Annotated in this window: 1 protein-coding gene; it reads left to right on the top strand. The window is 65.3% G+C overall.

Going from position 1 to position 259, the window contains the following annotated elements; translation table 11 throughout:
• On the top strand, positions 1–259 hold a 259-nt coding region (locus NF616_RS06690; protein WP_252272483.1), incomplete at both ends, for a bacteriophage T4 gp5 trimerization domain-containing protein.

The raw sequence follows: 259 nt of genomic DNA, 5'->3' as shown, positions 1-259 counted from the left end.
GAGTTCGAGCTGGGCCGGCGACCGCTACGGTGGCATCGCCATTCCACGCATCGGCATGGAGGTGCTGGTCACCTTCCTCGAGGGCGACCCCGACCAGCCGCTGGTCACCGGTTGCCTGTACCACGCCGCACACGTGGTGCCCTATGACCTGCCGGCGAACAAGACCAGAACCGTGTTCAAGACCCTCAGCTCACCGGGCGGCGGCGGCTACAACGAGCTACGCATCGAGGACCGCAAGGGCCAGGAGCAGATCTACATT

The organism is Pseudomonas subflava, from assembly GCF_023823685.1.
GTDB lineage: Bacteria > Pseudomonadota > Gammaproteobacteria > Pseudomonadales > Pseudomonadaceae > Aquipseudomonas > Aquipseudomonas subflava.
The sequence above is the reverse complement of the archived record's forward strand: the minus strand, read 5'-3'. Positions and strand labels throughout refer to the sequence as shown.